This is a genomic window from Leptolyngbya sp. 7M (genome assembly GCF_018128485.1).
This window is the reverse complement of record NZ_CP070897.1, coordinates 1,659,993-1,685,959: the sequence shown is the minus strand read 5'-3', so window position 1 is coordinate 1,685,959 and position 25,967 is coordinate 1,659,993. Positions and strand designations below refer to the sequence as shown.

The window sequence follows — 25,967 nt, the reverse complement described above, 5'->3', positions numbered from 1 at the left end:
AATTATTCTAACAATGGAGAACTCTCTACAAAATGTCATTTAACAAGATAATCATAGTTGGAAACCTGGGCCGCGATCCTGAGCTTCGTTACACCCCGTCCGGCGACGCGGTTTGTGATGTATCTATCGCAACCAATGAGCGGAAGCGTGATAGATCAGGTGAATACCAGGATGTTACCACTTGGTTTCGGGTTACCCTGTGGAGGAATCTTGCGGAGAATGCCGCAAAGTATCTTAAGAAGGGAAGTCAGGTGTATATTGAAGGCCGCCTTGGGCTCGAAGAATGGACGGATCGTGATGGAAATACTCGCCAAACATTACAAGTGCAGGCGACGGATATGCGATTCATCGGATCCCGCGGGGACGCTCCACGCTCCGATGATGCTCCAGAGTTTGCTGGTCCAGCCTCGTCCCATTCCTCATCTGCCGCGCCACCCGCGAGCACACCATCAAACATAGATGATGATATTCCCTTTTAGATCTTACCTTTCAAAATGAACAGGCGGCCCGTGGCTCTAGCTTCTATCTTGTTTCAGCCTCTAATACCGATCGTAAGGCGGGGAGATCATCCGTGTTTTTCAGGGAGCGAAGAACAATATAGAGCATAGGTCCAATGTAAGGGATGAAATAGGTTTTTCCCCGCAGAGTGGCTTGGAAGGAAAAGGTTCCGACAGCTTTCAAGCAGCGTTGAATGCTCTGGACACGGAATTCTTCCGCGAACGCGGCTTCATCTATCTCGGGAAGACCCAGACCAGTTCTTAATTCAAGCAGAAGTCGCTGCTTTTCGATAAGCCATTCGGAGCTCGGTAATTCGGTTATTCTATCCAACAGGAGGGAAACAAGATCATAAGAGGCCGAACCGAACCGGGCATCCTGATGGTCGATGATGAAAAGCTCATCATTGCCCCGAAGCATCAGATTTGCAGCGTGGAAATCACGATGGCACAGAACGTCGGCTCTTGAGGCAAGCCACCCCGCGATCTTTGTAAATTCATCTATCAGGGCATCGTCCACGTCAGCTGGTAGAGGCCTTTTGCGATAAGTTGTAAAATAATGTTCGCGGAAAAAGTTCAGTTCCCACAAAAGCTTTTCCACATCAAATTTAAGTCTTGACACGACAGATTGACGCTCGATCGCAAGTTGGGAAGCTGCTTGTATCCTTGCAATAAGTCTGATCGAACTGTCAATTAGCTCATTTCGCCGCGTCTCGTCGGAGCATTCCAATTCCTCACGTAGGATTCGATCACCCAGATCCTCGATAAGTATAATTCCTTGCAACTCGTCAACATCTAATATCTTGGCTACGGGCAATCCTGCGGCTAAAAAAAGCTCTGTAACTTCAATGTATGTCTGCTCACGGATCTTAAATGGTTCTGGATATACACAAGCGATTACACTGTGGTCATTATCGAGAATGCGAAAATATTCGCGGGTCGATGCGTCGGCAGTAAGTTGCTTAAAATTTGGCTGGAGCTGACGAGAACTCAGAAATTGGCGCAATCGCGAGGTGTGATCCAACATATCAAATAGGAGTTTAGCCGAATGGCACAATGAAATTCTCGCCTTGAAAATAGCCTTTCAATGACTTCTCAGGAATCTCGTCACAGTTCCGCACCATATCTGCTCGGACAATAGCAGAGTTCTCAAAATGCTCACCTTTTCTGATCACAACTCCGTCTGCAACGATAGTACGATAAAGAGCCGAACCTGCTTCGATCGTAACATCGTCCCAAATGACGGAATCACGAACGGACGATTCAGACGAGATACTACAACCTTTTCCAGTAAATACGCTCTGATCAACCATCATCGCAAGTGATATATCCAAATATCGAGGAATGGTGGAAAGTTCATACCAGTTTCCATCGGTTATGTGGGCAGCTATCTTTTCGCCATCAGCAAGAGCGGGACGATAGATATTAGACACAATGTCGGAGAACTGTCCCTTTGGTATGTAATCAAACACACGCGGCTCCAGAATATGAATTCCGGTAAACATTAGCGGCGATCTTGGGAGTTGATCTGTATCGCGGATCTCCACTTCCGTAAGCGGCTCGGCCATCCCGCCAAAAGCTGTTACATAACCTTCAGCGGTCTCGACAACGGTAAATCGTTCCCGTTTGATATTCGGCTTAAGTACCATTGTTGCTATTGCGTTTGACCGCCTGTGTGTTTCTACAGCTGCAGTGATGTCAATGTCTGAAATGATCTTTCCATTCACGATCAAGAAGGCCTCATCACCAAGCAAATGTCGGGCATTGTCCAAGGCTCCGGCTGTCCCGAGTATCTCCGGTTCTTCCAGCGAATATTCAATATGGACGCCAAAAGCACTGCCGTCGCCCAGAGCCCGAATAACGGAATCCGGCTGATGGTGCAGATTTACAACTATTTCTTTGAATCCAAAGCGAGCGATATATTCTGCGACATAACCGACAAGGGGTTTGCCAAGGAACGGGATGGCCGGTTTAGTCCTGTCAATAGTTAATGGGAAAAGCCGCGTGCCAAATCCTGCGGCAAGTATCATTGCTTTCATCTGATAAACGCCGACAGGCGATATTAGCTAATTGAGCACAAAAATGTAGAGGCCGCAACTGCGGCCCCTGCAAAAGGAGAGGATTATACCCCGTTCCGACAGGAACAGAGCCTCATAGATCAGTGGACGTTCCAACCAGCGACAGCGATGTCCGGCTGGATCCCCCACTCAAAATTGACCACCGCTCCATCACTCGACCTCAATACCCAGAAGAAGTTAGCATCCGGATTGGCATTTGGTCTGCGTACAGCAATATCCGTCTTGCCGTCTCCATCATAATCACCCGGAGCGCTCTGGTCACCAACAGTACCGAATATGGTCGTCGTGCTGGATGTAATAGGAGTATCCGTGACCCAAAGGAAATGGAAGCGCTGTGAGCTTATAGTCCTACGAACCATTAGGTCAGCCTTCCCATCACCGTTGTAATCGCCCGGCAGAATGAAATCGCTCGAGGTTCCAAAATCGAGCCATCTTACTGAGAAGTCCGAGGATCGCAGCAAAACGAACTGTCCCTGGGAGGGGGCGCTTGGATTTGCCCGCTGAATGCAGAAATCATATTTACCATCCCCATCGAAATCACCAGGATTGACATAAAAGTCACCAGTTTCACCAAATCCCCATGGGACATATGTTATGTTTCCGCCCGGATTGTTGTTGCTTCCGCGATAGAAGAAATAACATTGTCCATCGCCACTACCAAATGCTGGGCAACGATACGTTGCAACGTCGGCTTTACCGTCTCCATCATAGTCACCGGTGATGGCTGGATCGTCTCCGGTTTGTCCAAATAATTCCGTCCTAACGGTTTGGGTTGAACTTTCAAAGATATAGAAAGCCGCAACGGTCGGAGCTGCGGGACGCCATACAGCAATATCCGTCTTTCCGTCGCCATCGTAGTCATTAGGCACAATGAAGTCCGTTGAAGCATTACCAAATGCGGCTATGCTGACCGAACCGTTTCCGCTATTGCTTGTGTACCACTCGATGCTAGTTCCCGGACCGAGATCTGATTCAACCGGGATCTCACCCCGTTCTGCCTGGCGGCGAAGCTTTTCGCGTATCGTACCCGCACCATCAGGATAGTAAGTCGGACCTTCATTGATAGCAGCCGCAGCTACGGCACGAGCGATCGAATAGTCGGTTTTGCCATCACCATCGAAATCCACATTGGTTGGCCCAGACGGGACCGAAGCACCTTGAATAGTGAGATTCGCAGCCGTAACGGCACCTGTATCACCGCCACCGAAATCCGTAAAACGAAGCGTCCATGTTCCATTTGGGTTGGCCACTGAGGCAAACGCTGGGGTCATATTTGTCGGCGGCATCGGATTTGTTGCTCCGGCACCGCCGCTATTTGTGGTGCGATAGGTGCCAGCCGGCACGACTCCTGGCAACGCTGCGGCCTGCCACCATCCACCCGATGGAGGGGAGGAAGCAGAATCGGCAAAATTATAAGTCCCGCCGAGATCGGAACTAAAACCGCATGAGGTAGCCGTTGTTGCTCCAGTCCTCGCGAAAACTGTGTGTGAAGCACCGTTCGGCGCAATCAGGACCGCTGAAACATCACCCATCCATGTGTGGTTAGGTGACCCGAAAGTCATATTTACCTCAACTAATGAAGGTGCTCCGGAAATACCGGTTACGTTGAATGTAACGTCTCTTACTGGGCCGGCTGAGCCACAGCCCGCCGGGCCATCTGGAATTGCCCCGGTGTTAGAGCCTGGGAATGTTGCTAACAATGATGTTGGCCTTCCCTTGTCCGTTCCGGATTTGGTTTGGGCTTCAACCGTTTCCCACTCCACTCCAAACAGCAACACCGCCGCGGCAAATGTTATCACGGCGAAACCTATGATTAAGAAACGAAATTTAGCAAACGAATCTGACAGAGACATTTTCCCCTCCTAAACTATATTGAAAATCTACGATTCACGATCTTAAAACCTCAAGATCTGATTATCGTTTAATGCGAAATGCGACAAATAAATTACTTACAGGAACTGCTGTATGAATTTATATCTATTTTCGGCGGATTGTCAAGGTTTTGTGGAAGCCATTTTACGAATAGGGGAGGCGAGCGAGACCTGGTTCCGGATGCGATCGAAGAATCAAAGTCCGAATATAAATCTGACTTGAACCCGCCCCTTCGTCCGGCAGTTCCTGTTCTCTTGACAGTCGGCTGCTATCAACTTAACGTTGCCATAGCTCCAAAAGCAGGATCTTTTTCCAGATCCCTTAAAAGGGAGAACCGCATAGTAGTAGAGCAGCATTTTAAACACACAACCGAAAGCGTAGAACTTAATTATGAAGAAAAACGATCGCCGTCAGATATTCGGCTGGATGGTGTATGACTGGGCTAACTCGGCCTTTTACACCACGACCATAAGTGTCTTGATCGGCCCCTATCTTATCGCTCTCGCAACAAAGGCAGTAGGCGAAGATGGGACAGTTCTAAACCTCGGTGTTGTAAACATTACATCAAAGGGACTTCCGGCGTTCTGTTTAGCTATCTCTGTTATCTCAATGGTGCTTATGCTTCCGATCCTCGGAGCAATAGCGGATTACACGCATCTGAAAAAAAGAATGATGGCGTTCTTTAGTTATACGGGTGTCATCGTGAGCGCACTATTGTTTTTTGTCACTGAATCTTATATTGCCGTGAGCTTGATCCTGATCGTCTCGAATATGTGCTTTGCGGCGGCAAACGTTTTCTACAACGCATTCCTTGTTGATCTGACCACTGAAGACAATCGCGATCGTGTTTCCAGTTATGGGTTCATAAAGGGCCCGCCCAACATCACAAGAAATTTCTGCCAGCGGGGCCGCAGCTCATAAAGCTCCGATTCCGGCACGCGCTCCTCGTCTGATGAACCACCCTCAAGCGGTGCCGTTACATCATCTCCGTAAAGCTTCACATACGCGCCGAGCGGTATTGCGGAGATACGGTAGTCAGTATGCCCCTTCTTAAAACCCCAAACGCGTGGGCCCAAGCCGAAGAATGAATAGGCCTCGACCCTCATCCCAAAGAGCTTTGCGACGATGAAGTGGCCAAATTCGTGTATATTGATGGCAACACCCAGCACGAAAATGACGGCCAGAATAAGTATTACGATCTCAGGCATATTAATAGCTCGCTTTCAAAGCGAATAGTTTAGAAACTTTATGGCCGAAGCACGTTGTAATCAATTCGCTGCGGCTTGCTTTTCGATCTTTATTATAGCGCGTTCGCGAGCCCATTCATCTGCTGAAAGAACTGAGTTAAGCGAAGATGCATCGACCGGATCGTGTTCCGCCATCACCGCACGGTTCAATTCGGCGATAGTATCGAGACGGATCTTACCGTCAAGGAACGCCCGCACCGCCACTTCGTTAGCCGCATTAAGGACCGCAGGCATAGTTCCGCCGCGTGTTAAAGCGTCGTACGCAAGCCCTAGGCACGGGAAACGGTCAAGGTCTGGTTCTTCGAAGGTCAGCGTCCTTAATCCAGCCAGATCTAGCGGTTCGAGACAGTTCTGCATTCGGTCCGGATAAGTAAGAGCATATTGTATCGGATGCTTCATATCCGTCACGCCAAGTTGGGCAATGATCGAACCATCGATCATTTCTACCATCGAATGAATGACCGACTGCGGATGAACGATAACGGAGATCTGATCGGCATCAAATCCGAAGAGCCACTTTGCCTCGATCACCTCAAGGCCCTTATTCATCAGCGTTGCCGAATCGATGGTGATCTTTTCCCCCATCGACCAGTTGGGATGATTCAATGCTTCTTCCCGCGTAGCATTCGCCATCTCTTCTTTGGTCTTCGTTCGAAACGGCCCGCCAGATGCCGTCAGGATCAGCCGCCGAACCTCCTTTGGCCGCTCACCACGAAGGCATTGATGGATAGCGTTGTGTTCGCTATCGACCGGCAATATCTCCGCTCCGCTCTTAGCGGCTGCCGCGGTCATTAGCTCGCCGGCCATTACAAGCGTCTCTTTGTTAGCAAGGGCGATTCGCTTTCCGGCCTCGATTGCTCGAAGCGTCGGGACGAAGCCGACCGCTCCAACCGTAGCCGAAACAACGGTTTCAACATCAGGATGGGTGGCGACTGCGACCAAACCCTCAGAATTCAATTCAACATTGGGAAGCGGGGAGCCAAGACGATCAAGCTCCTGCTTTAGAACTTCCAAACATGCAGAATCATCACATGCTACGAGTTCTGGGCGAAAACGGGCGATCTGTTCGGCGAAGGTTTGCATATTTCGCCCGGCTGCCATAGCTACTATCCGAAAGTCGCCTAGATGTTCGACAACCTCCAGCGTGCTGCGGCCGATAGAGCCCGTCGAGCCCAGAATGGAAATAGATCTCATACGAAAACGTTCTTTAGATTAGCACACGGCCGCTCATAACGGCACAAGACTTGCGGTTTCATTCTGTGCTCTCCATATGGAGTGTATTAAAACATTGCGATCTACTATCGATGTCTTCGCAATTCGTGAATTTGTAGATTCGTTTTGGGTTGATACACACAGTGGAACGCACCAGATGGTGCGGTAAAAATTTTTGCTGGAGGTTAGTTTATGAAAAAATTGGTCATTTTTCCTTTAATGCTGATAACAGCATTTGTGCTCACGCCGGTTGCCAAAGCAAATTCGTCATCAGCGACAGCGGTGTCCGAATCAACCCAGTTTTGGGAAGGACAGCAGCGTCGCGGCAGAGGACGGGGCAACGACCGCCGTTGGAACAACCGTCGTCCGATAACTTATTACCAAACGCGTATAGTCCGAAGGTGGGGCCGAACCTACCGTGAGACCATCCGCGTTACACGATTGCCGAATGGCCGAGTGCAGACAAAAGTGGTAAGTCGAGTCCGTATTCGCTAGATACTCACCTGTTATCAGGTACTCTCCCCAAATTCCATCGCAGAATCCATCTGGCGTTTTCGCTCGCCTCCGGTTCCTGCTCTTTCTGCAATGAACCGATTGAATGCCGCCGAACTATTTCGAGGCACACTCAGCGACTTCCATTCGCTTGCCTTTAGATGCTTTGCCAGAAAAACGATCTGTCCAATGTGATACGAATAATGCGTAAGCTGTCGATTTATCGCTTCAACGACGGTGTGCGGTTCGCCACGGATCATAACCGTTCGTTCCAGGTCTTCGGGCGACAATATCTCAAGCGCATGAAAAAGCGTTTGCCAACCCAGCTCCCAATGGTCCATCAGAGATGCTCTAGTGTCTCCGATCAACTCGAATTCTGTATCGCGATCACGGTCCGGCTTCTCGCCATCGCTCGTCAAGAAATCGCGCCAGCGGGACCGCTGATTGCCGGCAATGTGCTTCACAATAATGGCAATAGAGTTTGATTCCTCGTCGATCTGAGCAAAAAACTCTTCATCGTTGATCTGTTCCAAAGCGCGCTCGGCAAGCCGCTTATAGCTCCGAAAAGACCCAACAACATCACTTAAATAATTCTCGATCAAGTTTATAGCCCTCTTGCCTTTGAACTCCATTAAGCTGCACTGGAAACCCGCCGGCATCTTGCACCCTCCCCCGCTGGAAGGCGACAATGCATTGTTTACGTTCCAAGCGAATTCTGCGTCATTCGTCTTTGCGCACCCTCAGTGATCTACGCAGGAATATCAACAGCGTTCCTTTGCAGCGAATGCCGAATAACGAAGGCCTCTTCCTGCGGGAGATCACCGGTCAGCTTGTAGTTAATAAGTGTAAGGTCTTGTTCGTGCTGCCATACGTTCAGACTCTTACGATCCTGCATTTGTTTCCCTCAAACTAACAGCTAACGTCTTAAACTAAAATTGAACGAAGATGACTTCCCAGTTCGTTTCGCCCTATGGGATCTTGGTTTCCAGTCTTCATATCCTTAAGCGTGACCTTGCCTTCGGTGATCTCGCTTTCGCCGAGTACGCAAACGAAAGGCACTTTTATCAGATCGGCGTATTTCATTTGTTTGCTGAATTTGTCCGGTTCGGGATAAACGGTGACACGGATGCCGACCTTGCGTAGTTCGCTGGCTAGATTCAGCGATTCGGTAATCGTTTCCTCATTCCAGATAGTTACCATTACGTCAGCGGGAGCCGATTTGGCGATCTCCGGCGGGAACATTTGGCGTTCTTCCATCACGACAAGAATGCGCTCAAGCCCCAGCGAGAACCCGCACGCGGGTATCTTCTCCTTGCCAAACATCCCGATCAGACCGTCATAACGTCCGCCGCCACCAAGGGAACCTGCAAGATCTGGAACGTTGATCTCAAAGATCGCACCGGTGTAATAAGAAAGCCCGCGAGCAAGCGTCGGATCAAGCTTCACAGGCAGGTTTTCGCACAAAGCGAGGATCCCGCCGAGATCGTCATTCGAAACATTGCTGGTAACCGCCGCAAGGAAGCTATCGGCCGCAGTTGGGGAGATGCCGCGTTCAAGCAGTTCCTTTCGTACGCCTTCGGAGCCGATTTTATCGAGCTTGTCCAGAGCGACCAGCGCATCCGATTCATTAGAGATGCCCGCGTCAGATACCAGCCTTGCAAGCAGCTGCCTGTGATTCATCCGGACCACGAAATCCGAAAATCCTAGCCGCTTCAGGATCTCACATACTGCAGAGATCAATTCAGCTTCAACGACTACCGATTTCGAGCCAATGGCGTCCACATCGCACTGATAGAATTCGCGGAAGCGTCCGCGGGCAGGGCGGTCAGCGCGCCAGACGGGCTGGATCTGATATCGCTTGAAGAACTTCGGAAGGTTATTCTTGTGATGTGCAACTACACGGGCAAGAGGAACTGTCAGGTCATATCGCAGAGCAAGATCCGCAATATCCGATGTCCCGGATACATTTGTAATATCAAGCTTTTCACCACGTTTTAGGATCTTGAAGATAAGCTGATTGCCTTCTTCCCCATATTTACCCATCAGGGTCTCAAGGTTTTCGACGGCCGGCGTTTCAAGCGGCTCAAAGCCGTAGGATTCGTAAACCTCTCTGATTATGCCGATAACGTATTCGCGTTTCCGGACGTCGGAGGGCAAAAAGTCTCGCATACCCCGGGCAGGGTTTGTCTTGGACATAACTTGATTTTAACGCAAATACGCAAAGTCGCGGAGACACAATGCGGCGTTTATTATGAACTAGGTACGATCTTGACGGATAAACTCAAACATTGAAAGATGTAAGCCGCTCCAATTTGGTCCGTTTATGTCTGATAGTGCTTCTTGAGTTCAACGTAGTTTTGCCAGAAGCGTGGAAGGTCGGCGAGCTCCTCCTTGGTGAGCGGACGCTTCACCTTTGCGGGTGCTCCCATCACCATAGAGCCGGGCGGGATCTGAGTTCCGGGCGTTAGCAGGGATCCGGCGGCAACGAGCGAATTTGCACCGACGCGAACCCCGTCCATCACGATGGCTCCGATACCGATCAGGCAGCCCGTTTCTATATAGCATCCGTGAAGCGTCACGCGATGGCCAACGGTTACCTCATGTTCGAGTATAGTCGAATGTGTTTTTGAACTAACATGAATTACGGTCGCATCCTGGATATTCGTCCGTGCCCCGATGCGTATAAAATTAACGTCGCCGCGAACTATCGATCCAAACCAGACGCTCGCATTCTCGCCGATCTCAACGTCGCCGATAATGATCGCATCTTCCGCGATAAATGCGGAAGCATCGACCTTTGGCGTCTTGCCATTGAATTCTTTGATCATCTAGCAAACTTCCGTCTAATGATAGCTGAGAGCTGTTCGATCTCCGAAATATGCAGCAGCTTTGCCATTATAAGAAATGTTATCCCGCCAAGCGCGATCGGAATGAAGGCTTCGATAAAACGAACCATTAAATTATGCTCGGCAAAATAACTGTGCAGTAAGCGATAGCTGAAAAAACAAACCGCCGACATAACGGCCGAGGCTGCCGCTACCCGAAGGAATCCTTCAAATATCTCGCGTCCATTCAGTCGTCTTATCCTTCGACGCATAAAGATCGTCAGTGCCGTAAAATTAACCAACGCGACCACGGAAGTCGCCAGTGCCACTCCAACGTGGCCGAAGCCGTTCGACCTCTCCGGAGTTACTCCAATATTTGATAGCAGGGTCATCATTCCATAGCTGGTCGGCGCGTGAACCAGGACCGAGGCAAGACTTACATACATTGGCGTTCGAGCGTCGTCCAAAGCATAGAACGAGGGCGAAAGAACCTTGATCGCCGCATAGCCTGCCAACCCGACAGAATAAGCAGCCAATGCCCACGCCACCATATTCGTATCAAATGCTCGGAAAGCTCCGCCTTGATATATCAATGCAACTATCGGCTCCCCAAGAACTATCAGGCCGGATGCTGCCGGGATCGTCATAAGGAATACCAATTTCATCGCGTCCGCAAGAGTATCGCGAAACTTAGCGATGTTATCTTCAGAGGCAAGCCGCGATAGCGTCGGTATCGCAGCGGTCCCGATGGCAACCCCGAAAACGCCGATCGGGAATTGCATTAGCCTGAACGAATAACTGAGCCACGATTGCGCACCCTCGATGCCCGAAACTATGAAGACGTCTACCAGAACCTTTATCTGAACCGCCGAGGTGCCGATCAAAGCCGGGCCCATCAATCGCATTACCCGTTTCACTCCGGGATCCGAGAACTTCAGTACCGGCGAAAAGCGAAAACCGACCTTTAGGAGCGAGGGCACCTGAATAAGCAGCTGGGCCGCACCACCGACTAGAGTGCCGATGGCCATTCCGATGATCGCCCATTGGGCCGCAACGCTTGGGATCACCGTCTTGTCGTTCGAGATCTCCCAGGTTCCGCCGCTCAGCCAATAAGCGAAGAATATGCCGGTCGTGATCGAAAAGATGTTGAAAGCGGTCGATGCCGAAGCCGGAATGCCGAACCGGGCTTTCGTGTTCAAAACGCCCATCGCCAATGCTGCCAGTGCGACCAGCAAAATGAACGGGAACATTATCTGGGTCAGCGTTACGGCGAGCGCTGCTTTTTCCGGCTCAAAACCGCGGGCAAGAAGCGGCACGACCCACGGGGCGATGAGGATCCCGATGATCGTAATGGCGCTCATTACAACCGCGAGGACATTGAAGACGAGTGATGCAAGCTGCCACGCTTCGATCTCCGTCCTGCGGATCTGGTAATCGGTAAAGACCTTTACGAAGGCTGCCGAAAGGGCTCCCTCAGCAAATAGGTCCCGCAGAATGTTGGGTATCTTGAAGGCGACGACAAACGCGTCGTAAAGGTAGCCGGCACCAAAAAAGCGTGCGAAGACCGTTTCGCGGACAAGTCCTAGAACGCGGGAAAACATCACGGCGATCGAGACAATACCGGCAGATCGGGCGACGCTCCGCGGCTGCACAGATCCAGTCTCCGGTACAGATTTTTCTTCAATAACAGGATCGGCTAGTGCCTCAGGCTGTTCAGATTCCGGCGGGTCTTTTTCTAGATCGCTCATTTCGCAATTCCAAAGAAGAAGTTTGCAATATCCTGCGAAAATAAGCCACAGAACAACAGAAGATTATTTAGATACTAATTAAGAAAGGTTGGCGGGGGCGATCGATCTGGCGGCGCGCTTGGTTCAGCCCGGAGAAATGCAAAACACGGAGGAACTTAAGCAATTTCTCCGCGTTATTTAATTCGATGATATTGATCGGATCAATCGTCGTTGCCGCGCACTCGTGTTTCGGGATAAGTTATGCGCGATTTGGCAAGCCTTGCATCTAATGACGTCCCCGTGTAGGAAATTGGGGCCGCGCCTCCAAGCTGCCCTTGAATGACCGAAACATAATAGTTCTGGAACGCACGAAACCGCGGAACGCTGCCGCGCTGATTGAAAATAACGAAGAGAAACTTGCCATTACGCGTGCTTATCTCACCGGCAAGAGCTGATACACCGCCGTCCGTGTTTCCAAGCGTACCGGTCTTTCCAATAACACTGCCGCGTGAAAAATCAGGCAAACTGTTTTGCTGGTGCTCTCCTTGTGATCGTGGTATTCCGGATGGCCCGAAGTATATTTGACCCGGCTACCGCCCGAAACGCATCGATCCTGGTCGCGTTCTGGCTCTCACACATACTTCTTTCCGCCACGACGTCGAAAGAGATGCTTGTGATTTTTTTCGAATGGATGGTGCTTTTCCTTCTGATCCGGAGTCCGAAGGGGCTTTTGCTCAAGGACGGAATAGCCGCGATACCCGGCTTTCTTGCCGTGTTCATAATGCGGTTCTACGCGGTCTATATGCTTGCGGCTGCCGCATTTTTTAGATTTATCGTCGCAAGCCGTCGCAATCTCGTTAGAAATGCAGTCTTCGGCTCGATGATAATCGGAGCATTGTTTCTTTTTCTTACCGCTGGCGGTGCGATCCAAAGGGACTTTGACCGGATCGACAGGCTAAGCAGCAGGATCGATACGTGGCGCGAGGGAATGGCACAAACGACGGGCTCCGGCGTTGAGATCTATTCGGAGTATGAATCAGCTCAGGTGGCGATCCCGGTAGCGACCGTATATTTTTTCTTTGCGCCGTTTCCATGGGAGGTTTTCAGCGGCTCGCCGAGAAATGCATTCGGAGCGGTCGAGAATATTTTCATCATTTCAATGCTGGTAATAGGGTTTCCGGCTTGGCGGATCTTCTTCAAGGATAAATTTGTCGAGGTTGCGCCGATACTGATATTTTGCGCCCTTTACGCCGGAATGCATATTTGGGGGCTATCGAACGTGGGGCTTGCGTGGCGCCATAAGCAAACCATAATGCCACTGTTCTTTCTGCTTGTCGCTGTGGCGATCTCTCATCGACGTGCTGGGTTCGAGCTTATTTCAGGCCGTGATCGTAAGGCAGATCGGCGACTGTCAGTAATAAAGGCGGGGTAATTTTAAGACTGTGTGCGGCATTGTAGGAATAGTAAATAATAAAGGCCGGGAGGTCGAGCAGAGCGTACTTGAGCGGATGAATCGCGCGATAGTGCACCGCGGGCCGGATGACGACGGATTTTATTTGAAAGGTAATGTTGGGCTTGCGATGCGGCGGCTCTCGATCATAGATCTGGCAAGCGGCAAACAGCCGATCCACAATGCTGATAAGACAAAATGGATCGTTTTCAATGGCGAGATCTATAACTATCAGGATCTACGCAAAGACCTAGAAAAACGCGGACACCGGTTTTACACGAATTCTGATACTGAAGCGATCATTCACCTTTACGACGAATTCGGCGTAGATTGTTTGCAGCATCTCCGAGGGATGTTTGCTCTCGCGATATGGGACGAACGCGAACAGGAACTGTTCGTCGCCCGTGACCGTGTTGGTAAGAAGCCATTGCTTTACTCTTACCGACCAAATGGTGATCTCGTTTTTGCGTCGGAATTCACGGCAATGCTCGAACATCCCGAAATATCGCGGGAGGTTGACCACGCTGCCATAAATGCTTATCTTGCATATCTTTGCGTTCCTGCACCGATGACCGCGTTCAAAGAGATCAGAAAGCTCGAACCCGGCCATTGGCTGAAATGGAAAGCGGGAAAGATCGAGACCAAGCGTTACTGGCTACCTGATTTTTCAAAAAAGATCAAGATCACTGAGGACGAGGCGATCGAGGAAACGACCCGTATTCTTCGTGAATCGACGAGCCTTAGGATGATCTCGGAGGTACCGCTCGGTGCTTTCCTCTCCGGCGGAGTTGATTCCTCAACGGTCGTTGCCTTGATGGCCGAAGAAAGTTCACAGCCGGTCAAGACATTCTCCATTGGATTTGAGGAAGAGGATTTCAGCGAACTGAAGTATGCACGACGTGTTGCCGAACATATCGGAGCAGATCATAACGAATTCATAGTTCGTCCGAATGCTTTAGAGGTTCTCCCGACGCTTGTTGAACACTACGGCGAACCATATGCGGATTCATCTGCGATACCGACGTATTACGTTGCAAAAGAAACCCGAAAACACGTAACCGTCGCGCTTAATGGTGATGGCGGCGATGAGAGTTTTGCTGGTTATGAACGCTATACCGCAATGAACCTTGCGGAAAGCTATTTGCGGATACCCGCGTTCTTACGAAAGTCTTTTATTGGTTTTCCGATCAGTATGCTGCCGACGTCTGAGCTCAAAAGATCTCGGGTGCGTGACGTTAAGCGTTTCATCGCTGCCGCGGAGCGTCCGCGCAAAGAACGTTATTTTCGATGGGTGTCCTCCTTCGATATCGATGAACTTGACAGGTTATACACTGACTCATTCCGTAACGCCATCGCGGGGAATGATCCCGTCAATGTGATCGGTCGTTGGTTCAGTGCTGCGAATGGTTCCGGTCTTCTGGATGCAACGATGTTAACCGATCAGATGACGTATCTGCCTAACGATCTCCTGGTCAAGGTCGATATCGCGACGATGGCAAATTCGCTGGAGGGCCGTTCGCCGTTTCTTGATCATCATCTTATTGAATTTGCTGCGAGCCTGCCCGAACGGATCAAGGCACGCCGTTTTGAAACGAAGTCCTTGTTAAAAAAGGTGGCGGCTCGCCTGGTTCCGAAAGAGGTCATCTATCGCCAAAAGATGGGCTTTGGCGTTCCGGTGGGAAAATGGTTTCGTCATGAGATGAAAGATTTTGTTCGCGATCTGATGCTCTCGGAAAAAGCATTGAACCGCGGCATTGTTCGTGCGGAGATGATCCGAAAGTATGTTGATGAACACACCGACGGCAGATCCGATCATTCATATCGAGTTTGGACATTGATGATGTTAGAACTTTGGTATCAAAGGTTTATTGACTGATAACCTGGTCGAGATCCATTCGGCATTGTATTTATGAAAGGTGTTATACTCGCGGGCGGCCTTGGTTCGAGGCTTTTTCCGCTTACTAAAATAACTAATAAGCATCTGTTGCCCGTACACGACCAGCCGATGATCTATTATCCTATCAGAACGCTGATAAATGCCGGGATCGACGACATAATGATCGTGACCGGAGGGAATTCAGCGGGTGATTTCCTAAAGTTGCTCGGGAACGGCAAAGATTTCGGATTAAAGCATTTGAATTACACCTATCAGGAAGGCGAAGGCGGTATAGCCGATGCCCTTTCGCTTGTAGAGCATTTTGCGGATGACGAGCCGGTCTGCGTGGTGTTGGGCGATAATATCATCGAGCGAAATATAAGAGCCGCTGCCGATGAGTATCGGGCCCAAGGCAAAGGTGCCAAGATAATGCTTAAAGAGGTCCACGACCCGCAGCGATTCGGCGTGCCGGAGCTCGATGGCGACAAGGTTTTGCGTATTGAGGAAAAGCCGAAGGAACCGCGTTCGAATTATGCAGTGATCGGTATCTATTTCTATGACAATACAGTCTTCGATGTTATCAAAACACTTGTGCCTTCGGACCGCGGTGAGCTTGAGATAACCGACGTAAATAACCACTACATCGAGCGCGGCGAGATGACATGGAATGAGCTTGATGGCTGGTGGACTGATGCCGGAACATTTGAAAGCCTGCTTCGTGCATCAAATCTTGTCGCAGAGACCGGCGCGAATAAGCTTTAGTTATTCTACTTTGGCAGTTTATCTGATAATGATCTCTCTATCCGACAGCATTTCTGGTTATGTCATTTATAGAAGGTAAGATTCACGACGTTGTAGTCTATGAACTCAAAAAGTTTCACGATGAGCGTGGCTGGCTCGCGGAACTTTTCCGACACGATGAGATACCTGAAGAATTTTACCCTGCGATGGCCTACATATCCTTTACCAAACCCGGTATTGCCCGCGGACCTCATGAACACGTAGATCAGGCGGATCTTTTCTGCTTTATTGGACCCTCAACGTTCAATATGCGTATGTGGGATAATCGGACGGATTCACCGACGTTTAGACGTATGATGTCCTTTAACGCCGGCGAGAGTTTGCCCCTTGCGGTGATCGTACCGAAGGGCGTTGTTCACGGTTATAGAAATATCGGAGAAACAGACGGAATGGTGATAAATTGCCCGAACAGGCTCTATATGGGACACGGCAAAAGTGAGCCTATAGATGAGATACGCCATGAGGATGACCCCAATACGCCGTTTCTGATGGAGTAGGAACGTTTCACGCCTTCAGCCTATCGACAATGAAGATCCTTAGAATAATCGCCCGATTGAACGTCGGAGGGCCCGCCCGGCATGTTGTTTGGCTGACGGAAGCTCTAAATGACGGAGAGTTTGAAACACTTCTTATTGCCGGCACCGTTCCACAAGGCGAAGAGGACATGGCGTATTTCGCAGACGAACACGGCGTTACCCCCGTTTTTCTTAAAGAGATGAGCCGGGAACTGTCTTTTAAGGATGCGGTCTCGGTTCTAAAGATCTTGCGCCAACTTCTAACGTATCAACCAGATATCGTTCACACGCATACAGCAAAAGCAGGCACCGTCGGCCGGATAGCGACTTTTATCTATCGCTGGCTGACACCGGCGATCTTTCTAGGCCGGCCTCGAAATGTGAAGGTCGTTCATACGTTTCATGGACACGTATTCCATAGTTATTACGGCCGTTTGAAGACAAGCCTTTTCGTGAATATTGAACGGACTCTCGCACGTTTTGCCACGCACCGCATTATCACAATAAGCGAACAACAGCGACTAGAGATAAACGAGGAATTCCGGGTCGGACGTGCGGAACAGTTCAGCGTGATCCCGCTGGGGATTGATGTGAACGTCCCCAAAGATATCGCAGAAAAAAGGACGGAGTTTCGTTCGAGGTTCGGCATTCCAAATAACACATTTCTTTTCGGATTTGTCGGAAGGCTTACAGAGATAAAAGATCTTCCAACATTTCTTGAGGCCATATCAATATACGAACGCTGCCACATAATGGCCGGGAACGTGAGATTCGTTATTGTTGGTGATGGGCATTTACGCGGTCAACTGGAAAAAAGATCAGATGAGCTCAAAATCTCCAACATTGTAACATTTACGGGTAATTTGGCGGATATTGCATCGGCCTACTGTGGGCTGGATGCTGTTGTCCTTACATCTCTCAACGAAGGAACTCCGCTCAGTGTTATCGAGGGAATGAGTTTTGGCAAGCCGATCGTATCAACAGAGGTTGGCGGGGTGGTCGATCTCCTCGGCACAAAGCGGGAGCTAACAGATGGATATAGTGTTTGTGAACGGGGGGTCTCGGTTGCCCCGGGAGATCCCGCCGCGCTGTCAAACGCGATCAATAGGCTTGTCTGCGATGAAGGTTTGCGCACGAAGACCGCTGAAGCTGGCCGACAATTTGTGAAAAAAAATTACTCGAAAGATCGGCTTGTGAGTGATATAAAGGAACTGTATCGGCATTTAATGACCGAGACACCTTGACCCTTTTAACCTGCTTGATGGAGCAATTTTTGGCAAAACCGGTAATAGCTGGTGCGGTGGCGTTCGTCCTCGCAACCATTTTGACCTTATTTGTACGAGGCTTTGCTAGGAAGCAGGGCTTCGTTGCTAAACCGAGGTCAGACCGATGGCATAAGAAACCGACGGCTATGATGGGCGGTATCGGGATATATTTGGCAACGATTTTCTTGGTATTGCTCTTTGTCCCGATCAACCGGGAGGTCCTGACGATCATCGGCGCCAGTTCGTTGCTTTTTCTGGTCGGTCTTGTCGATGATGTTTTGAACATAAAACCGTATCAAAAATTGATCGGGCAGATGTTCGGTGCAGCTATTGTGGTTGGAGTCGGGCTGGTTCTGCCGCTTACCGAAAGCGACCTAGCGAATATATTCATTACGGTCTTTTGGCTAGTCGGCATCACGAATGCGGTCAACCTTCTTGACAATATGGACGGCCTAGCTGCAGGTATTGCGGCGATCGCCGGCTTATCTCTTACGGTCGGATTCTTTTCAAACGGACAGATCGACGAGGCGGTTCTTATTGCGATCTTTGTTGGAGCACTTGCCGGTTTTCTTGTTTTTAATTTCAACCCTGCGTCGATATTCATGGGCGATTCGGGGTCAATGTTCGTTGGCTTCCTGCTGGCAAGTTCGGTGCTTCTTTCGGACACGGGTGGTCGCTCGCGCGGGGTATTTTCAATAATTGCGGTTCCTGTTTTGATCCTATTCGTGCCGATCTTTGATACAACATTCGTTACCATAATTCGCAAGCTTTGGGGCCGAAAGGCTTCGCAGGGTGGACGTGATCACACCTCACATCGCCTCGTAGCGCTTGGATTATCTGAAAGATCTGCCGTGCTTATGATCTACGGATTTGCCGCAGCTGCGGGTGTGCTTTCTCTCATTGTTAGCCGACTCGAGACAACACAAAGCATTGCCTTGATCGCGTTCTTTATCATAGTTCTCACGCTCATCGGTGTATATCTATCAAAAGTAAAGGTTTACGACGAACGCGAAGAGGATCTCGCCTCCCGGAATAATGCTGTTTTTGCATTCATTGTGGATGTTTCTTACAAACGGCGAATATTTGAGGTGCTCCTAGATGTAGCGCTTATAACGCTTGCATATTATACCGCGTACACACTGCTATTTGGCTCATTCGAACAAAGCGGCAATTGGGAGATATTCATTCGCTCACTTCCGGTGCTTATAGTCTTCAAGCTTTTTGCTTTTCTTTTTTTCGGCGTGTATCGAGGCGTATGGCGGTATACGACCATCGGTGATCTTTTCATATATCTTAAGGCTGTTCTGGCGGGAAGCGCGTTAAGCACACTTGCGATACTGTTATTCTATCGTTTTGAGAATTTTTCAAGAACGGTATTTTTTGTTGATGCGGTATTGTTCTTTTTGGCAATGGTCGGAAGCAGACTGGCATTTCGAATGATCCGTGAACTCCTGCCGCTGCCGCACACGCCTGAAGCCCGCCGCGTTCTAATATACGGAGCCGGCGATGGAGGGGAGATGGTTCTTCGGGAATTGCGTAATAACAGCAAGTTAAATTACCGTCCGGTAGCATTTGTCGATGATGACCCTCATAAACGTGAAAAGCTCATCAACGGATTAAAAGTTTACGACGGCAATGGGTCGCTGTCCGAATTGTGTGCGAAAGCGGACATACAAGAAATACTTATCTCGACTAAGAAACTATCAGCCGATAGAATAAGTGAGCTAAAAGAGCTCTGCCGGAATAACGATATTTCACTTAAACGTGCCGAGCTGCGCATCGAACCTCTTGAATTTGAATAGTTATCTTAATAACAAGAATATTTGGCGCGTCGGCAAGAAATGGATCAGGAAATCCACGGACAAGTTTTCTTGCCTTAACAGTTCCTATGATCTGCCTCGTCCCTGATCCATCCTCCGTTTGATAGTAAACGAATTCGCCTATGCGGACGCGTTTACCATCGCGCGTGATGAAGGTGTATTCTTGCGGCAATTGGCCCGGTCCTTTTACCGTGCCCAGCAGAAGATCTATATCGGGCATAAGAATTGAAATACCGTGACAGTAACGGATCGAAAAGGAGTATATCAGACCGGTCAAACATCAACCATGATGACTACGCCGGGGAAAATAGGCAATCGATCCGAAAGCGAAACCTTACGTTCGGAGCTTCCGTAAGTAGTTCCAAAGGTGAAATATGTTAAGAATCGGGCAGCTTATAACTTTTTTTCTTGTGGTCGGGGTTGTAGGGTTTGGAGTGAGAGAAGTTTCATATGCTCAGGCAAGACCTGCCTTGATAGTCTTAAACAAAGCAGATAACGATCTTGCAATAGTCGATCCGGAAACCATGAAAATTACTGGCCGAGTAGCAGTCGGCGACGGTCCTCACGAAGTAGTCATTTCTGCGGACGGCAAGACGGCATTTGTTGCTAATTATGGTGCTCAGACACCGGGAAATACTTTTTCTATCATCGATATAGCCGCCGCAAAAGAGCTTCGCCGCGTCGATCTGGGCCCGCTCCTACGGCCGCACGGGATCCAGTTGATCAGCGGAAAGCTTTATTTCACTGCGGAGGTGAACCGAGCAATAGCGCGATACAATCCCGATACTGATAAGGTTGATTGGATAATGGGAACCGGCCAAAATGTTTCGCATATGATAGCAGGAAGTTCTGACCAAAAAAGTTTCTATACCGCTAACATAGGTTCGGATACAGTTACGATGTTTCGGCTTCAAAATATTCCACCTGCCAGTTCGACAATTACGCAAATACCAGTCGGCAAACAGCCTGAGGCCATAGATCTTTCCCCCGACGGAAAAGAAGTGTGGGTTGGGCTAAATGCTGAAAATGCGGTGGAGATAATTGATACAGCTTCGGCCAAGTCTGTTATGAAGTTGCCGCTCGGAGGACGTCCATATCGCGTGCGGTTCACGCCCGACGGGAAAACAGTACTGAACACTATCTTCCAGACCAAGGAGATAGTTTTGATAGATGTCGTTTCTCGTAAAGAGACGCGCCGTATCAAGCTTGAAAGCACGCCATTCGGCGTCGCGTTCTCAAAAGACGGCAAAACTGCTTTTATTACTGCCGCACAGCCGGACGTTGTGCTCCGAGTGGATCTTGAAACCGGAGAGATAACCGGTCGAGTTGAAACAGGACGCTCACCGGATGGCGTTGCAATAACTGGCATTTGACCGCGCTGCTCATGCGTGATCGGTTAGCCGGAGCTAATAACGTCGATAATAAAAATTTTCCTTTTAACCTCCGCAAATATGTCCTATCCGTGTTCCCATTTGCGTTGAGATGCGTTGCTTAAATGTGTCGCAAAAGAATATTTCGATCAAGCATTGCAATAGGTCGGGATACGTATCAGGGAACATAACCGCTTGTTGTTTCGTAATAATATATGGAATACAGCATCATTGAAGTTTGCATTGTATTTCGTAACCGGATGCTCCTTTGCAGCGTCTGATTTAGTTAAGGGCGTTCGCATACATTCATACTTGAACGCACTTTTCTCGGTTGTCGCGGGCCAGCAGTTTATGGAACCAGCGACGTCTTTTGTCACTTGCGGCTGTTCCATTCAGCCAAAATTCATAAATTAAAGAGGTACCTAAATATGAAATCATTCATTCTTACATCGCTTGTTTTATGCCTTGGCGTCGTCGCAGCATTTGCGAACGATAAGGCAGAAGCAAAAGCAGTTGACATCGTTAAAGCTCTTGGCGGAAAGATCGAATATGGGCAGGGCTCACAATCGCGCAAGGTCGTCAAGGTCGATCTCAGCGGCACCAACGTAACCAATGGCGACCTTCGTCATCTTATCGGTCTTAAAGAACTCCGTGATCTTGACCTGAGCGGCGCCGCCATTTCGGATGGCACACAATACATCGGATTTATGAAAAAGCTTGAAACGCTCGATGTTTCCGGAACAAAGGTCGATGACAATGCGCTCATAAAGCTTCGCGGATTGAAGAATTTGAAATCTATCAGCATTGCACAGACGACGGTTACCGATGCCGGTCTTCAGATACTCGGCAAGATCTCCACGCTTCGTGATGTTTCTGTAGCTGATTCGCGCGTTACCGAAAGCGGCAAATCTGAGGTACTGAAAGTCAATCCGAATCTTCGTTTCTCTGACGCAGAGTAGATTCTGAATATTCCTCCTCTTACCGGTGTCGCTGGTTGGCGGCACCGGCTTTTTGTGGGATGTCGATCCGTTCGAGCTGATGTTTTGCACCTTGCGTCTCGGGGGACGGGGATGACGTTAGCTTGATGGTACCAAAACCGGTCGAGTGTGGTCGGGGCTTGCATCGACGACATTGCCGAATACAATAGAAGGACCCCAGTAATTTCGGAGAACATCCAGAATGAAAAAGATCCTACTTATCGTACCGATCATAATTTCGGCAATTCTTCCGGCACATTCCAACGATATCTCGGCGGAAATAGACGTTGCGACATCCAGGCTTATGCCGAAGATCATCGAATGGCGACGTCATATTCATCAGCATCCTGAACTCGGAAATCGGGAACTCAAAACTGCGAGGTATGTTGAAGATCACCTTAGGCGTCTCGGAATTGAGGTCCGAACCGGGATCGCCAAGACTGGCGTCGTCGGGATACTTAAAGGATCGCAACCAGGCCCCGTTATCGGTTTGCGAGCCGATATGGACGGGCTTCCGGTTACAGAACGTAATGATCTGCCGTTCCGATCCCGAGAGACCGCGGAATACAACGGCCAAACGGTAGGTGTAATGCATGCCTGCGGTCATGATACGCATGTCGCAATGTTGATGGGGGCGGCGGAGGTGATAGCAGGGTTAAGGAACAAATTAAAAGGAACCGTGGTCTTCATCTTTCAACCCGCCGAGGAAGGCCCGCCGGCCGGTGAAGAAGGCGGTGCAGAGCTGATGGTAAAAGAAGGCGTGATGAACGATCCCAAGATCGATGCCATATTCGGGCTCCATATAAACTCGCGCACTGAAGTTGGCACCATAAAGTACAAACCCGGCTCAATAATGGCCGCCAGCGACTGGTTCGAAATAAAGATACGCGGCCGACAGACGCACGGAGCTTATCCATGGCTGGGGACCGATCCGATAGCGGTTGCTGCGCAGATCTATACCGGACTACAGATGATAGTCGCTCGTCGTTCAGATCTGCCGAAGGCTCCGGTAGTCATAACAGTAGGAAGGATCAATGGAGGTGTTCGTGAGAATATCATTCCCGAAGAGCTTACGATGGCCGGAACCATCCGAACCCTCGATGCTGAGATGCAAAAGGACGTTCACTCAAAGATACGTCAGGTTGTGAAGAACATCTCGGAAAGTATGGGAGCGACCGCCGAGGTGTCAATAGATACAAAAGCACCGGTTACACACAATACACCGGAACTTGTTGAAAAGATGCTTCCTTCGCTTTACAAAGCCGCAGGAAAAGAGAATGTTCTTCTCGGCGAATGGGTAACAGGGGCAGAGGATTTCTCTTTTTTCCAAAGTGTGCCCTCATTCTATTTCACGGTTGGCGGGATGCCAAAGGGAATGGATCCGGAAAAGGCTCCGCCGCACCACACGCCTGATTTCTACATAGATGACAGCAGGCTCGACGTTGGGGTAAAGGCGTTCGCGAACATAGTTTTCGATTTTTCGAAGTAAGGCCGCCATCCGACGGGTCAATAGACAGAACGTGGGATCAAGCTGAGAACCCACGTTCATCATTTTGTGTCAATTTTCCTTGGATCAACCCTGGTTGTGTGCTTCAACAAACCACAGCAGCTTATCGACGCCGCGCGAAATTTCCGTATAAAGATCGGCTGTATCCGCATCACCCAATTCATCCGTTGCATCGATATTCTTCCGGACCTTCTTTCCAAAATCAGCAAGTGCGGTAGAAAGCGCATCAACGTGAGCTGAACCATCTGTTATCTCAAGCGGGTATTGGGAAAGCGACGAACATTCTGCAGCAACGCGAACGGTTCCCATTGCCGTACCTCCAAGCGTTGTTACTCGTTCGGCCAGATCATCTGCATGCGTATCTATCTCTGTAGCGACCTGGTCGAATAGCTCGTGCAGAGCAATGAAATTCGGTCCCTTTACGTTCCAATGCGCCTGTTTCGCTTGTGAGCGAAGATCGAGCGCGTCTGAAAGGGACTGGTTGAGTATCTCAACAAGCTTTTCTCTTTTGTCTTTTGAAATATCGATCTTGGAATTATGCAGTTCCATATTGCCTCCTAATATTAGAATTATTCTAAATCTAAATTGAGTATTGGTCAAGACAGGATCGTTCTCGCAGTGTGCGGCGGTTGAATAACAAACTGAAAAGAGTCTATCGTTGCGGGACCGGACGCGGCGGACCTGTAACCTGGGTTGGGCTGGTAGTCCCTCCCCCGCGAAAAAGAGGTGTGAAAACCCACTTCGAATGGTTCTCAGTGCCGTAATATGCAAGAACCGAGCGACTTTTGCTTTGACTGACAACCCCGATGAATGGCTGATTGTCGGTAGCAATGGTCGTGCCATCTTCGGGAGCAGTTGCGTCGCTTTCGTCCTCTGTATTCAGAACATTGACGATCATCACAGAAAAGCGATCAAAATGGCGCGATGGGTTCGGAGGTAAGAGGCCATTATTGAAAGCCTGAACCCGCTTAGCGAATCTTGCGATCGTTTGCGGTTCGGCGGGAACGAGCAGCCATTTCCCGTCCTCGCTTAGCGGATCGACCGCCGCCGAAGGCCTCAATATCATTCTTTTCTTAGTCCCCTGCGGCAAGCCTTCAAGCAGATCGTCGATCGAGTTTGGGAGCCGGGCGCCGTTATAAAAATTCACATATTCCTTTATTGCCTCGGCAACTTCTTCACCGCGGCGAATAGATTCAAGCTCTAGTTCCCTTTGAACCTCTTGCTGAACGAGCGGGGCGGCAGCCATGACCATGATGGCCGTTACGGCCATGACGGCCATAACGGCATAAAGTGTCATGCCGTGTTCGCGGTATCTATCTTCCGTCGGTGCCATCCTCATCATTCTTATCCTTTTGCGGATTTTGTGGATTTGGCCGTGCATTCACGCCCGGAGCGTTAACTCTTGGAATATTTGCGGGGATTCCGGGGATCGGCACCGGAGGATTAGCATTGAAATTATCCTGATCAGGCAATGTCGGATTGGCAGGGAATCCTGCAGGCAACTCCCCACGTCCGCCAGGACCTATCGGCCCGGAGCCGAATTGTGGAGCTCCACGCTGCGGCTGTTGGATGTTTACAGTATGTCTGAATCCAAGCTGAGTGTCCTCAAAGATCGTGCGTTCTGCAGAGATGCTTACCAATCTAAATCGACCACCGAGAACGTCGTTTAACCGCGCGGTCGTCGGTGTCTGTTTACCCGGTTCGGTGAAATAGGCCGTATCATTGTTCGCGTGCTGTCGAGCGATCATTCCAATGTATTGGAAATTAGGCGTCGGTGGCGGCTGGATATTCAAATTCACCTGATTAGAGAAAAGCCGTCCGTCCGGAGTACGAACAAGGATCATTCCCGGGCCCGCATTTGAAACTAGATTTGCCGGAATATCGGTAGAAAGCCGTTGAGCGTTTACAAAGCTTGTGGGCATTTCCATTCCGTTGAAGTAGATCCGTGTCGCGGGATCAAAGCGGTCGCCGTAAACGTCAAGCCGGAACGACTTTGAACCGGCATATACCGATTGCGGTGTTACGTAAGCGACGAACACCGGAGGTGTCGGCGGCGGCGGTGCCGGCGTAGGCACATAAGGCATTGGCGTCGGGCAATTCAGTCCCGGCGTGCATGGCGGCGGCGGCTCGTAAAAGGCAAACACGTTGCGGCCCGGATCTGGAGCTGAGAAAACGCCAGGATAATAATTTATCGGCGTTGATTGATAGACGAGATCAACCTCATTTTGTTCGGGTAATCTGAAATTTTCTTGCTGTCTTCGGCCCGGCGATGGCGAGGGAGTCGGTGTCGCGGTCGTTACTGCAACGCGGGTGCTGCTGCTAAAGAAACTTCCGCCAAATGCGTAGAGCAAGGAGAGCAATGCCAAGACGCCAAGCACGATCGCCAAGATCATCTTCATTCGCTCAGAATCATTTTTGACGTCAACTGCTGCCATATTT

At 49.7% G+C, this 25,967-nt stretch carries 27 protein-coding genes; 12 read left to right on the top strand and 15 right to left on the bottom strand.

All coding sequences use genetic code 11. The features are described from left to right. Positions 1 to 32 precede the first annotated feature (32 nt). Entirely contained in the window at positions 33 to 479 is a 447-nt protein-coding gene (locus tag JVX88_RS07995; RefSeq protein WP_211626810.1) for a single-stranded DNA-binding protein, read from the top strand. 43 nt (positions 480 to 522) lie between these two features. Here the strand turns inward: JVX88_RS07995 and JVX88_RS07990 are convergent, their stop codons facing one another. From JVX88_RS07990 to JVX88_RS07980, 3 genes are all read right to left on the bottom strand, one after another. Then, the gene (locus JVX88_RS07990) at positions 523 to 1,521 is read right to left on the bottom strand and encodes an aminoglycoside phosphotransferase family protein (RefSeq protein WP_211626809.1); all 999 of its coding nucleotides are present in this window, start codon (positions 1,519 to 1,521) and stop codon (positions 523 to 525) included. 13 nt (positions 1,522 to 1,534) lie between these two features. Then, entirely contained in the window at positions 1,535 to 2,533 is a 999-nt protein-coding gene (locus tag JVX88_RS07985) for a sugar phosphate nucleotidyltransferase (RefSeq protein WP_211626808.1), read from the bottom strand. Positions 2,534 to 2,652: 119 nt separating this feature from the next. After that, positions 2,653 to 4,425, bottom strand: a complete 1,773-nt coding sequence (locus JVX88_RS07980) for an FG-GAP repeat domain-containing protein (RefSeq protein WP_211626807.1) — start codon at positions 4,423 to 4,425, stop codon at positions 2,653 to 2,655. Between the two features lie 409 nt (positions 4,426 to 4,834). Between JVX88_RS07980 and JVX88_RS07975 the strand changes: the two genes are divergently transcribed. Further along, positions 4,835 to 5,365, top strand: coding sequence for an MFS transporter (locus JVX88_RS07975; protein WP_211626806.1), 531 nt, complete (start codon positions 4,835 to 4,837; stop codon positions 5,363 to 5,365). Here JVX88_RS07975 and JVX88_RS07970 read toward each other — a convergent pair. Then, positions 5,299 to 5,652, bottom strand: coding sequence for a site-2 protease family protein (locus JVX88_RS07970; RefSeq protein WP_211626805.1), 354 nt, complete (start codon positions 5,650 to 5,652; stop codon positions 5,299 to 5,301). The two genes, JVX88_RS07975 and JVX88_RS07970, sit on opposite strands and share 67 nt — an antisense overlap. 60 nt (positions 5,653 to 5,712) lie before the next feature. Then, positions 5,713 to 6,885, bottom strand: a complete 1,173-nt coding sequence (locus tag JVX88_RS07965) for a 1-deoxy-D-xylulose-5-phosphate reductoisomerase (RefSeq protein ID WP_211626804.1) — start codon at positions 6,883 to 6,885, stop codon at positions 5,713 to 5,715. Between the two features lie 210 nt (positions 6,886 to 7,095). Here JVX88_RS07965 and JVX88_RS07960 point away from each other — a divergent pair, with 210 nt between their 5' ends. Then, positions 7,096 to 7,398 carry a hypothetical protein gene (locus tag JVX88_RS07960; RefSeq protein ID WP_211626803.1) on the top strand — a complete coding sequence of 101 codons (303 nt, stop codon included), beginning with the start codon at positions 7,096 to 7,098 and terminating at the stop codon, positions 7,396 to 7,398. A gap of 14 nt (positions 7,399 to 7,412) precedes the next feature. Here JVX88_RS07960 and JVX88_RS07955 read toward each other — a convergent pair whose 3' ends face one another. From JVX88_RS07955 to JVX88_RS07930, 6 genes are all read right to left on the bottom strand, one after another. After that, entirely contained in the window at positions 7,413 to 8,054 is a 642-nt protein-coding gene (locus JVX88_RS07955; protein WP_211626802.1) for a DUF1572 family protein, read from the bottom strand. 89 nt (positions 8,055 to 8,143) lie between these two features. Further along, positions 8,144 to 8,290, bottom strand: coding sequence for a four helix bundle protein (locus JVX88_RS07950; protein WP_211626801.1), 147 nt, complete (start codon positions 8,288 to 8,290; stop codon positions 8,144 to 8,146). A 29-nt stretch (positions 8,291 to 8,319) separates the two neighbouring features. Beyond that, positions 8,320 to 9,591: a histidine--tRNA ligase gene (gene hisS, locus JVX88_RS07945; protein WP_211626800.1), complete on the bottom strand. Its 1,272-nt coding sequence runs from the start codon at positions 9,589 to 9,591 to the stop codon at positions 8,320 to 8,322. 125 nt (positions 9,592 to 9,716) lie between these two features. After that, positions 9,717 to 10,223: a gamma carbonic anhydrase family protein gene (locus tag JVX88_RS07940; RefSeq protein WP_211626799.1), complete on the bottom strand. Its 507-nt coding sequence runs from the start codon at positions 10,221 to 10,223 to the stop codon at positions 9,717 to 9,719. Next, the gene (gene murJ / locus JVX88_RS07935) at positions 10,220 to 11,968 is read right to left on the bottom strand and encodes a murein biosynthesis integral membrane protein MurJ (protein WP_211626798.1); all 1,749 of its coding nucleotides are present in this window, start codon (positions 11,966 to 11,968) and stop codon (positions 10,220 to 10,222) included. The genes JVX88_RS07940 and murJ overlap by 4 nt, the downstream gene beginning before the upstream one ends. 200 nt (positions 11,969 to 12,168) lie before the next feature. Then, a complete protein-coding gene (locus JVX88_RS07930; RefSeq protein ID WP_211626797.1) occupies positions 12,169 to 12,471 on the bottom strand; it encodes a hypothetical protein in 303 nt (100 codons plus the stop codon). 41 nt (positions 12,472 to 12,512) lie between these two features. Between JVX88_RS07930 and JVX88_RS07925 the strand changes: the two genes are divergently transcribed. From JVX88_RS07925 to JVX88_RS07900, 6 genes are read left to right on the top strand one after another with little or no spacing between them, the layout of a single operon-like run. Further along, positions 12,513 to 13,379 (top strand): hypothetical protein, encoded by an 867-nt coding sequence (locus tag JVX88_RS07925; protein WP_211626796.1) that lies wholly within the window; start codon positions 12,513 to 12,515, stop codon positions 13,377 to 13,379. A 10-nt stretch (positions 13,380 to 13,389) separates the two neighbouring features. Next, positions 13,390 to 15,273 carry an asparagine synthase (glutamine-hydrolyzing) gene (gene asnB / locus JVX88_RS07920; RefSeq protein WP_211626795.1) on the top strand — a complete coding sequence of 628 codons (1,884 nt, stop codon included), beginning with the start codon at positions 13,390 to 13,392 and terminating at the stop codon, positions 15,271 to 15,273. Between the two features lie 33 nt (positions 15,274 to 15,306). Then, entirely contained in the window at positions 15,307 to 16,035 is a 729-nt protein-coding gene (locus tag JVX88_RS07915) for a sugar phosphate nucleotidyltransferase (protein ID WP_211626794.1), read from the top strand. A gap of 59 nt (positions 16,036 to 16,094) precedes the next feature. Continuing rightward, a complete protein-coding gene (locus tag JVX88_RS07910; RefSeq protein ID WP_211626793.1) occupies positions 16,095 to 16,571 on the top strand; it encodes a dTDP-4-dehydrorhamnose 3,5-epimerase family protein in 477 nt (158 codons plus the stop codon). A gap of 29 nt (positions 16,572 to 16,600) precedes the next feature. After that, positions 16,601 to 17,833: a glycosyltransferase gene (locus tag JVX88_RS07905; protein WP_211626792.1), complete on the top strand. Its 1,233-nt coding sequence runs from the start codon at positions 16,601 to 16,603 to the stop codon at positions 17,831 to 17,833. 29 nt (positions 17,834 to 17,862) lie between these two features. Then, the gene (locus JVX88_RS07900; RefSeq protein ID WP_211626791.1) at positions 17,863 to 19,656 is read left to right on the top strand and encodes a hypothetical protein; all 1,794 of its coding nucleotides are present in this window, start codon (positions 17,863 to 17,865) and stop codon (positions 19,654 to 19,656) included. Here JVX88_RS07900 and JVX88_RS07895 read toward each other — a convergent pair. Further along, complete coding sequence (locus JVX88_RS07895; protein ID WP_211626790.1) at positions 19,613 to 19,894, bottom strand: hypothetical protein; 282 nt, start codon at positions 19,892 to 19,894, stop codon at positions 19,613 to 19,615. The two genes, JVX88_RS07900 and JVX88_RS07895, sit on opposite strands and share 44 nt — an antisense overlap. Positions 19,895 to 20,048: 154 nt before the next feature. On the opposite strand from JVX88_RS07895, the gene JVX88_RS07890 reads away from it, so the two are divergent. From JVX88_RS07890 to JVX88_RS07880, 3 genes are all read left to right on the top strand, one after another. Next, entirely contained in the window at positions 20,049 to 21,047 is a 999-nt protein-coding gene (locus tag JVX88_RS07890) for a YncE family protein (RefSeq protein ID WP_211626789.1), read from the top strand. A 425-nt stretch (positions 21,048 to 21,472) separates the two neighbouring features. Beyond that, a complete protein-coding gene (locus JVX88_RS07885; protein ID WP_211626788.1) occupies positions 21,473 to 22,003 on the top strand; it encodes a hypothetical protein in 531 nt (176 codons plus the stop codon). A gap of 220 nt (positions 22,004 to 22,223) precedes the next feature. After that, positions 22,224 to 23,510, top strand: a complete 1,287-nt coding sequence (locus JVX88_RS07880; RefSeq protein ID WP_211626787.1) for an amidohydrolase — start codon at positions 22,224 to 22,226, stop codon at positions 23,508 to 23,510. 84 nt (positions 23,511 to 23,594) lie between these two features. On the opposite strand, the gene dps is transcribed toward JVX88_RS07880, so the two are convergent. The 3 genes from dps to JVX88_RS07865 form a co-directional block, all read right to left on the bottom strand. Beyond that, complete coding sequence (gene dps, locus JVX88_RS07875) at positions 23,595 to 24,077, bottom strand: DNA starvation/stationary phase protection protein Dps (RefSeq protein WP_211626786.1); 483 nt, start codon at positions 24,075 to 24,077, stop codon at positions 23,595 to 23,597. Between the two features lie 103 nt (positions 24,078 to 24,180). Continuing rightward, a complete protein-coding gene (locus JVX88_RS07870) occupies positions 24,181 to 24,870 on the bottom strand; it encodes a type II secretion system protein (protein WP_211626785.1) in 690 nt (229 codons plus the stop codon). Then, on the bottom strand, positions 24,842 to 25,963 hold the full coding sequence (locus JVX88_RS07865) for a hypothetical protein (protein WP_211626784.1): 1,122 nt from the start codon (positions 25,961 to 25,963) through the stop codon (positions 24,842 to 24,844). Before JVX88_RS07865 ends, JVX88_RS07870 begins: the two co-directional genes overlap by 29 nt. Positions 25,964 to 25,967 lie beyond the last annotated feature (4 nt).